This is a genomic window from uncultured Muriicola sp., assembly GCF_947258935.1.
Taxonomy (GTDB): Bacteria; Bacteroidota; Bacteroidia; order Flavobacteriales; family Flavobacteriaceae; genus Muriicola.
In genome coordinates this window covers 1-8,532 of the sequence record NZ_CAMYKH010000088.1, presented here as the reverse complement: position 1 = coordinate 8,532, position 8,532 = coordinate 1, and the positions used below count along the sequence as shown (strand labels likewise).

Below are 8,532 nucleotides of genomic sequence, written 5' to 3'. Positions count from 1 at the left end.
TACTATCCGCCAACTCGCTTGGTTTTAAAGCCATTTTCTTGAAGGAATAGCATGATCTTGTCCCTGTAATCTCCTTGTATAATGATAAGTTCATTCTTATAGGTGCCGCCTACACCCAATAAAGTCTTTAATTCTTTGGTCAGAGCCTTTAGATCGGCATCTGTTCCTTCATATCCTTCCAGGATGGTGATAGGTTTCCCTTTGCGTTTCTCATATTTACAGAGAATAGGCTCGTCCTGCACCCAGAATTTCGGTTTTTCTTTCTTTGACGCTTTCTCTTCTTCGGATGGTTGATGGTCTGGAAATAGGTTTTTTAATTGGTCTTGAAGGTCCATAGCATACTGTAAAAAAATCCCTGAAATTATCTTATTTTTTTATAAGGCCAAGCTCCACAAGGCGTTCGTTTAGAAATTCTCCAGCAGTGATATCAGGGAATAATTTAGGATGTTCCTTATCAATGCAATTTTCCAGGCAATTCAGGGACATTTCTCCAATAGGATGCATAAAAAATGGAATAGAGTACCTGGAATTTCCCCAAAGTTCCCTGGGCGGATTAACTACCTGGTGGATGGTAGACTTTAACTTGTTATTTGATAATCTTGACAACATGTCCCCAACATTTATCATTAACTGATCTTTGTTCGCAATGGCATCTATCCATTCTCCTTTGTGATTCATTACCTGTAATCCCCTGCCATGAGCCCCCATCAATAAGGTAATAAGGTTGATATCTCCATGAGCTGCTGCACGAATAGCATTTTTGGGTTCTTCAGTGATAGGAGGGTAGTGAATTGGCCTAAGGATAGAATTTCCGTTTTTAATATATTCATCAAAATAGGTTTCTTCCAGATCTAAATGAAGTGCCAAAGCCCGCAAAACATATTGAGCCGTTTTTTCCAACATTTTGTATGTTTCCTTGCCTACTTTGTTAAAGTCGGGCAATTCGGCTACTGTAACATTAGACGGATATTCTTTTAACAACTTCGGATTGTTTTCAACGTATTGGCCAAAGTGCCAAAACTCCTTAAGATCACCTACTTTTCTTCCCTTGGCGTGTTCCTTTCCAAAGGATGTATAACCACGCTGTCCGCCAATACCTGCTATCTCATATTTGTCCTTTACCTCCTGTGGTAAGGCAAAGAACTTCTTAATTTCAGTATATAAAGATTCGATCAGAGATTCCGAAAGGAAGTGACCACTTAGCGCTACAAAGCCAATTTCCTCAAATGCACTTCCCAAATTTTTTACAAATTGTTCTTTTTTGAAAGGATCTTTAGATAAATAATCCCTAAGATCCACACTTGGAATGGTATCCATACTTTTTGGTTTAGATGAAGAATCAAAGTTACTAAATTATCAAACCAATTAGGACTCAAATTAGGTAGAGATCTTCAATGCAATTTTGCTACATTTACGGCAATTATTTGTGCTAAACGTATTTTAAACTAATGCAATTTCAACACCATGGGCTAACTTCTGAGGTGCTTATAGAACTCTATAAGGGCATGCTCAAACCCCGTATGATAGAAGAGAAAATGCTGATACTTCTTCGGCAGGGGAAGATATCTAAATGGTTTAGTGGCATAGGGCAGGAGGCAATTTCCATTGGAGTAACCATGTCTCTGGAGCCGGAAGAATACATCTTGCCCATGCACCGCAATTTGGGTGTTTTCACCACACGAAACATTCCTTTACATAGGCTTTTTGCCCAATGGCAAGGGAAAATGAGCGGTTTTACTAAAGGAAGGGATCGCAGCTTTCATTTTGGAACCCAGGAATATAAGATAGTGGGCATGATCTCTCATCTTGGCCCACAATTAGGGGTGGCAGATGGGATAGCACTTGCGGATGTTCTGCAAAAAAACAAAAGAGTAACCGCAGTTTTTACAGGAGAAGGTGCCACCAGCGAAGGGGATTTCCATGAAGCATTAAATATCGCAGCAGTTTGGGACTTACCAGTGTTATTCTGTGTTGAAAATAATGGATATGGCTTGTCTACGCCCATAAGTGAACAATTTAGATGCAAACATATTGCTGACAAAGGCAAAGGATACGGCATAGAATCCTATATCATTGATGGCAATAATATCCTGGAGGTATACACTAAGGTAAAAGCTTTAAGTAAAAGTGTTCGTCAACGTCCACGACCCGTACTACTCGAATTTAAAACCTTTCGTATGAGAGGGCATGAGGAAGCAAGTGGTACTAAATATGTTCCTCAACAATTACTGGATACATGGGCCGCAAAAGATCCCATTGAAAATTATTTGGAATATCTCAGGAATCAGAATATCCTTTCTGAAGAGGAAGAAGTGGTAATAAAGAAGGATTTCATCCATGAAATAGACGAAAATTTAAAACTGGCATTTGACGAAGACATTGTTCAAAGTACTGAAAGCAATGAATTAATTGATGTTTACAAAGAATTTGTATATCAAGAGTTTAAAGAGAATAAAAAGGTAGTAAATATTCGTTTAGTAGATGCTATCTCACAAGGATTGCGCCTATCCATGGAGAAGCATCCTAACCTAGTGTTGCTTGGTCAGGATATTGCAGATTACGGAGGTGTTTTTAAAATCACGGAGGGATTTGTTGAGGCATTTGGAACAGAACGCGTCAGAAATACACCCATTTGCGAATCGGGCATAGTGTCTGCTGCAATGGGCTTATCTATTAACAAAATGAAGGCTGTGGTGGAGATGCAATTTGCAGATTTTGTCAGCAGCGGATTCAACCCTATTGTAAATTATCTTGCAAAAGTACATTATCGGTGGAATGAACCGGCAGATGTGGTTATCAGAATGCCTTGTGGAGCAGGAGTGGGGGCCGGACCTTTTCATTCACAAACGAATGAAGCATGGTTTACCAAAACACCAGGGCTTAAAGTTGTATATCCTGCTTTCCCTTATGATGCCAAGGGACTCCTGGCAACAGCCATAAATGATCCTAACCCCGTACTCTTCTTTGAACATAAGGCCCTTTATCGCAGTATGTATCAGGATGTACCGGAAGGCTATTATACCTTGCCCTTTGGGAAAGCAAGTCTTCTCAAAACCGGTGATTCTATCACAGTAGTATCATATGGGGCAGGCGTACACTGGGCCCTTGAAGCTTTGGAAGCAAATCCTGAAATTAATGCAGATCTTATTGATCTGAGAACCTTGCAGCCTTTAGATATTGAGGCTATTTACAAGTCCGTGAAAAAGACAGGGAAATGCATGATTGTGCAGGAAGACAGTCTCTTTGGGGGTATCGCCAGCGATATTTCAGCACTCGTAATGGAGCACTGTTTCCAATTCTTAGATGCCCCAATAAGACGCGTTGGCAGTTTGGAAACACCTATTCCTTTCGCCAGGCAATTAGAAGATCAATACTTACCCAAAGCCCGAATACAAGAGGTGCTTAAAGAACTACTATCCTATTAATTTACTATTCTTCAGACCGCTGTATATATTTTAAAAAAGAAGCAGTTCCTAAAGAGCTAACGGAGTCTTTGGTACGTATATATAGACGAAACAATAAATTTAAAAAGATGATCAGAAAAATAATTCCTTTATTAGTTGTTGTACTTATCTCATCCTGCGGTATATCCAAAGACATAAGGGATCAGCGAAATCTTATCAGTGGTACCTGGACACTTAATGATATTCATTATGAAAATAACCAGGGGATGTTTAAAGCGGTGGTTTTCAACGACGCAAATGCCATCTGTTTTGAGGATAGCAACTGGTTCTTCAGAGACAACAATAGTACTGGCCGTTACACAATTAAGCAAGGTTCTCTGTGTGAAGGAGGAGATCGTTTTATTAGGTGGTCTGTAGTGAGTAGTCCATCAAACTATAACAATCAATTGCAGTTTAAATATATTGACGAGAAGCGTAATGATATTTCCGGTGGTTTGGGATACAGATTGAATATTGCTTCCCTTTCTGCAAACGAAATGATCTTAAAATCGAATGTGATGGTAGACGCTAAACCTGTAACCATCGTTTATGAATTTACTAAAAATTAAAAATGAAAAACATGTTTAAAAAAGTAGGAGCCATATTAATGATCGCAAGTTTAGTCTTGGGATGTAATGCCGTTAAAAATGCCAATAACACTCAAAAAGGTGCTGTAATTGGTGCCTCAGGGGGAGCCGTAATTGGTGGTATAGTTGGTAACAATGTTGGAAAAGGCGGTAACACCGTTCTGGGAGCCATTATTGGAGGCGTCGTAGGCGGTGCTGCCGGAGGATATATAGGTAATAGAATGGATCGCCAGGCAGAACGTATTCAGGAAGAAATTCCCGGAGCCGAAGTAACAAGGGTAGGAGAAGGAATAAATGTAACATTTAATGAAGGTGCCGGGGTTTATTTTGACACGAACAAATCCAATATTAAAGGAACTTCAGTAGAGACCTTAAATAAACTAGCTGGTATCCTTAAGGAATACCCAAAAACTGAGATCCTTGTTGAAGGGCATACAGACAGTGCGGGTTCAGACGAGTATAATATGGGTCTTTCTAAATTAAGAGCCGAGTCTGTGACCAATTACCTAATTGGTCAGGGAATTCTTGGTGGAAGATTCACTACCAAATGGTTTGGTGAAACGCAACCGGTAGCAGATAATGCAACCGCAGAGGGAAAATCCAAAAACAGACGAGTTGAAATTGGTATAGTGGCCAGTGAGGAATTAAAACAAGAGGCCATCGAGAAAACCAAAGGTTAATCCCCATCCAGCAGATTATTAAACCCGGCATCATTGTCGGGTTTTTTTGTTTAGGAATATGTATCTTTCCCCAGTGGCTACTTATGATGTGATCATTATTGGGGGTGGATTGGCCGGACTTACGGCAGCCATCCATTTACGGAAAGAACACCATCGTATCCTGTTGCTGGAAAAAGAAACGTATCCCCATCACAAGGTTTGTGGTGAATACCTATCTAATGAGGTAGTGCCTTATCTACACCATCTAGGGATAGAATTACCTACAAACATTGAAATAAATACCCTGGAATTTAGCACACAAAAAGGGCGTTCCCTTCAACTTTCCTTACCACTTGGTGCGATTGGAATTAGTAGATATGCCTTGGATAATTGCTTGTATAAAAGAGCCACCAGTCTCGGTGTAGATCTTGTTTTTTGTTCAGCGGAAAGCATTGAATATAAAGATGACATATTTACTGTAAAAAATAATCTCGATCAAGAATACAAGGCAACTTTTGTCATTGGGGGCTTTGGTAAACGTTCCAATCTGGACAAAATGCTAAGGCGTGATTTTATTTCCAAAAAATCGCCTTGGCTGGGTGTTAAAGCCCACTATCAATGGAACAATTTTCCAGATAATCTGGTAGGATTGCACAGTTTTGAAGGAGGTTATGGCGGATTATCGAAAACAGAAACCGGAGCTGTTAATTTTTGCTATCTGGTGACCTATAATAGTTTTCAAAAAAAACATAATATTTCTGAATTCAATGACCTGGTGGTAGCGCAAAACCCATATTTGGGAACTTTTTTAAAAGAAGCCACAATGGTATTTGAAAAACCCTTGAGCATTGCTCAAATTTCATTTGAAGCAAAAGACCCTGTAGAGGACCATGTGATCATGTGCGGGGATTCTGCCGGACTAATTCATCCTTTATGTGGCAATGGCATGGCCATGGCGATCCATAGTGCTAAAATAGCTTCAGAACTGATCCACGCATATTTAAAAGAAGGACTATCAGACCGCACTCGGTTAGAAAAGGAGTATACCATAAAATGGTATCGTACTTTTGGTAAACGGATTAGAACCGGAAGGAGACTTCAAAAGCTCCTCATGTCCCCCAAAATTGCAGAGTTACTTTTCTCCTTAGCCATTCTCTCTCCAGGGATACTCAAGAGCATCATTAAAAAAACGCATGGAAAACCCATAGAAGTATGATCCGTTTTAAGCAGCGAAGTACAGAAAATGAATTAATGGATGATCTAAGCTTAGATGAAATCCAGATCAGATCCATTTTAAAAGATATAACACTGGCTAATAAATGGCTGGGGGGAAATAACATTACCATAAAAGCACTGGATCGATTATTTAAAGAACATCCAAGGGAAAAATATACCATACTAGATATAGGTTGTGGAGATGGAAGTATGTTGAGGGAAGTAGCAGATCACTGTGCGGAAAATCACATTAAGACACAACTAATAGGTCTCGATCTGAATGAAAAGTCGATCAACATTGCAAAAGAGTCTAGTCGTGGTTATGGCAATATCCGATATCTTACACAAGATGTTCTCGCTCTAAAGCCAGAGAAATTCCGTTGTGATATACTTCTTTGCACCTTAACCTTACATCATTTTTCACGGGAGCAGATCCATACTTTTATAAAAAAATTCGCTTTATTGGCAACTATTGGGATAATCGTAAATGATCTGGATCGGAATAAAATTGGTTTCGCCCTTTTTAAAGTATTTAGCCTCGTATTTATGAAAACCCATGTCGCTAAACACGATGGTTTGGTCTCCATTAAAAGTGGGTTTACCAAAAATGATTTTCATATTTTTTCCAGATCTGTACCGTCTATGGATTATAAAGTTCTATGGCGGTGGGCTTTTAGGTATGAATGGATCCTAACCCATCCAAATACGTAAATTACTATGAATAAAGTACATGTGGTGTCCGTAGCGAAAGAACTCCCGCCTTACTACAGGGATACAAAAGATATATTACCTCTAGTGGATATTTGGCTTTCAGGTCAGGAAGATCGGTTTAGGCGGAAGGTCATAAAGATTTTCGAAGGAGCGGGGGTAGAACGCAGATATGGCATAATGGCCCCTGAAGAGGTTTTTACCGCTACTTCTTTCGAAGAAAAGAATGCGATCTATGTACGCGAAACAAAAAGAATGGGGACTGCTGTCCTTGATAAAGCACTTAAAAAGAATCGATGGACTCCGGAGAGTTTAGACTATATCATTACTGTTAGCTGTACGGGGATCATGATCCCGTCTCTGGATGCATACATCATTAATGATCTGGGTTTGCGCCAAGATGTTGTTCGCTTGCCGGTTACTAAAATGGGTTGTGCCGCCGGGGTATCTGGAATGATCTATGCCAGTAATTTTTTGCGATCTAGTCCAAATAAAAGGGCTGCTGTCATTGCTGTTGAAAGCCCTACAGCTACCTTTCAATTAAATGATTTTTCAATGGCCAATATGGTAAGTGCGGCTATTTTTGGAGATGGGGCCGCCTGTGTGTTACTTTCTTCTGAAGAGGAGGCATCTGGTCCGGTAATAATCGGGGAGGAGATGTATCATTTTAAGAATGCTACACATTTGATGGGTTTCGACTTAGTGAACACAGGCTTAAAAATGATCCTAGATCCTGCGGTCCCTGAAACCATTTCAGAGCATTTCCCCAATATTGTGCATCCTTTTCTTCACAAACACAATAGTTCAATTGATAAGGTACATCATCTTATTTTCCATCCCGGGGGCCGAAAGATCGTGCAGACGGTTGAAGATCTTTTTGGGAAATTAGGGAAGAATATTGATGATACAAGAGAAACTTTAAAGCTTTATGGCAATATGAGCAGCGCTACGGTCTTATATGTACTGGAACGATTTATGGAAAAGGAGATCCCCGCTGGGGAGCAAGGGCTCATCTTAAGTTTTGGACCCGGATTTTCAGCACAGAGAGTCTTATTAGAATGGTAATAGCTTTAAAAGAGATCAATTTAATGTATTTTTGTACTCGCAAAAAGCAATAAGAATAGATGTCAGAAAATTCTACAAAACAATGGGCACTTATCCTGGGAGGTAGTAGAGGATTAGGCCTCGCAACAGCTCAAAAGTTGGCAAAGCATGGATATGCCATCTGCATTGTTCACCGGGATAGACGAACCGATATGGAATCTATAAATAACAGCTTTAGTCAGATTAAAGTAGATGCGAGTGACTTCTACGCTTTAAATGCAGATGCCATAAATTCTGAGAAAAGGCAGGAGGTTTTAAAACATATGGGGGAGATGATGGAAGAAGGAGATACCATCAAGATGCTGGTACACAGTATTGCCAAAGGCAGCATGAAACCAATGGTGTCCGATCCTTCATTACGTTTAACGGCTCAGGATATTGAGATCACTTCTAAGTCGATGGCGGTAAGCTTATATGAATGGGTGCAGGATATCCTCAATTCAAAATTGAATGATTCGGACATGCGGGTCATTTCCTTCACCAGTGAAGGCAATTCTAAAGTAATACCGGGGTATGCTGCTGTCTCTGTTGCCAAGGTTGCACTGGAGGCAATTACGCGCAATATGGCACTTGAAATGGCACCCTTGGGGGTGAAAGCCAATTGTATACAAGCAGGGGTTACGGAAACTGCCTCTTTTGCCATGATACCAAATAGCGATATAATAAAGGAAAATGCTTTAAAAAGGAATCCTTCGGGACGTTTAACTACACCCCAAGACGTTGCAAATACGGTATATCTGTTAAGTCTCGAAGAAGCCAAATGGATCACCGGTACAATAATAAAGGCTGATGGAGGAGAGAGTTTACGATGAATAA

General features: G+C 40.0%; 9 protein-coding genes. 7 read left to right on the top strand and 2 right to left on the bottom strand.

Features of this window, described 5'->3' with window-relative positions; genetic code table 11:
- Positions 1-2: 2 nt before the first annotated feature.
- Both Q0X72_RS12250 and Q0X72_RS12245 read right to left on the bottom strand, forming a co-directional pair.
- On the bottom strand, positions 3-335 hold the full coding sequence (locus tag Q0X72_RS12250; RefSeq protein WP_297765873.1) for a translation initiation factor: 333 nt from the start codon (positions 333-335) through the stop codon (positions 3-5).
- A gap of 31 nt (positions 336-366) precedes the next feature.
- A complete protein-coding gene (locus Q0X72_RS12245) occupies positions 367-1,317 on the bottom strand; it encodes a 2-oxoglutarate and iron-dependent oxygenase domain-containing protein (protein ID WP_297765870.1) in 951 nt (316 codons plus the stop codon).
- A gap of 131 nt (positions 1,318-1,448) precedes the next feature.
- Here Q0X72_RS12245 and Q0X72_RS12240 point away from each other — a divergent pair, with 131 nt between their 5' ends.
- From Q0X72_RS12240 to Q0X72_RS12210, 7 genes are all read left to right on the top strand, one after another.
- Positions 1,449-3,425 carry a dehydrogenase E1 component subunit alpha/beta gene (locus Q0X72_RS12240; RefSeq protein WP_297765867.1) on the top strand — a complete coding sequence of 659 codons (1,977 nt, stop codon included), beginning with the start codon at positions 1,449-1,451 and terminating at the stop codon, positions 3,423-3,425.
- Positions 3,426-3,532: 107 nt separating this feature from the next.
- Positions 3,533-4,012 (top strand): lipocalin family protein, encoded by a 480-nt coding sequence (locus tag Q0X72_RS12235; protein WP_297765864.1) that lies wholly within the window; start codon positions 3,533-3,535, stop codon positions 4,010-4,012.
- Positions 4,013-4,014: 2 nt separating this feature from the next.
- Entirely contained in the window at positions 4,015-4,710 is a 696-nt protein-coding gene (locus tag Q0X72_RS12230) for an OmpA family protein (protein ID WP_297765862.1), read from the top strand.
- A 58-nt stretch (positions 4,711-4,768) separates the two neighbouring features.
- Entirely contained in the window at positions 4,769-5,905 is a 1,137-nt protein-coding gene (locus Q0X72_RS12225) for an NAD(P)/FAD-dependent oxidoreductase (protein ID WP_297765860.1), read from the top strand.
- Positions 5,902-6,615: a methyltransferase domain-containing protein gene (locus tag Q0X72_RS12220; RefSeq protein WP_297765857.1), complete on the top strand. Its 714-nt coding sequence runs from the start codon at positions 5,902-5,904 to the stop codon at positions 6,613-6,615. Before Q0X72_RS12225 ends, Q0X72_RS12220 begins: the two co-directional genes overlap by 4 nt.
- A gap of 6 nt (positions 6,616-6,621) precedes the next feature.
- Positions 6,622-7,677: a 3-oxoacyl-[acyl-carrier-protein] synthase III C-terminal domain-containing protein gene (locus Q0X72_RS12215; RefSeq protein ID WP_297765855.1), complete on the top strand. Its 1,056-nt coding sequence runs from the start codon at positions 6,622-6,624 to the stop codon at positions 7,675-7,677.
- A gap of 59 nt (positions 7,678-7,736) precedes the next feature.
- Positions 7,737-8,528: an SDR family oxidoreductase gene (locus Q0X72_RS12210; protein ID WP_297765853.1), complete on the top strand. Its 792-nt coding sequence runs from the start codon at positions 7,737-7,739 to the stop codon at positions 8,526-8,528.
- The last annotated feature ends 4 nt before the right edge of the window (positions 8,529-8,532 follow it).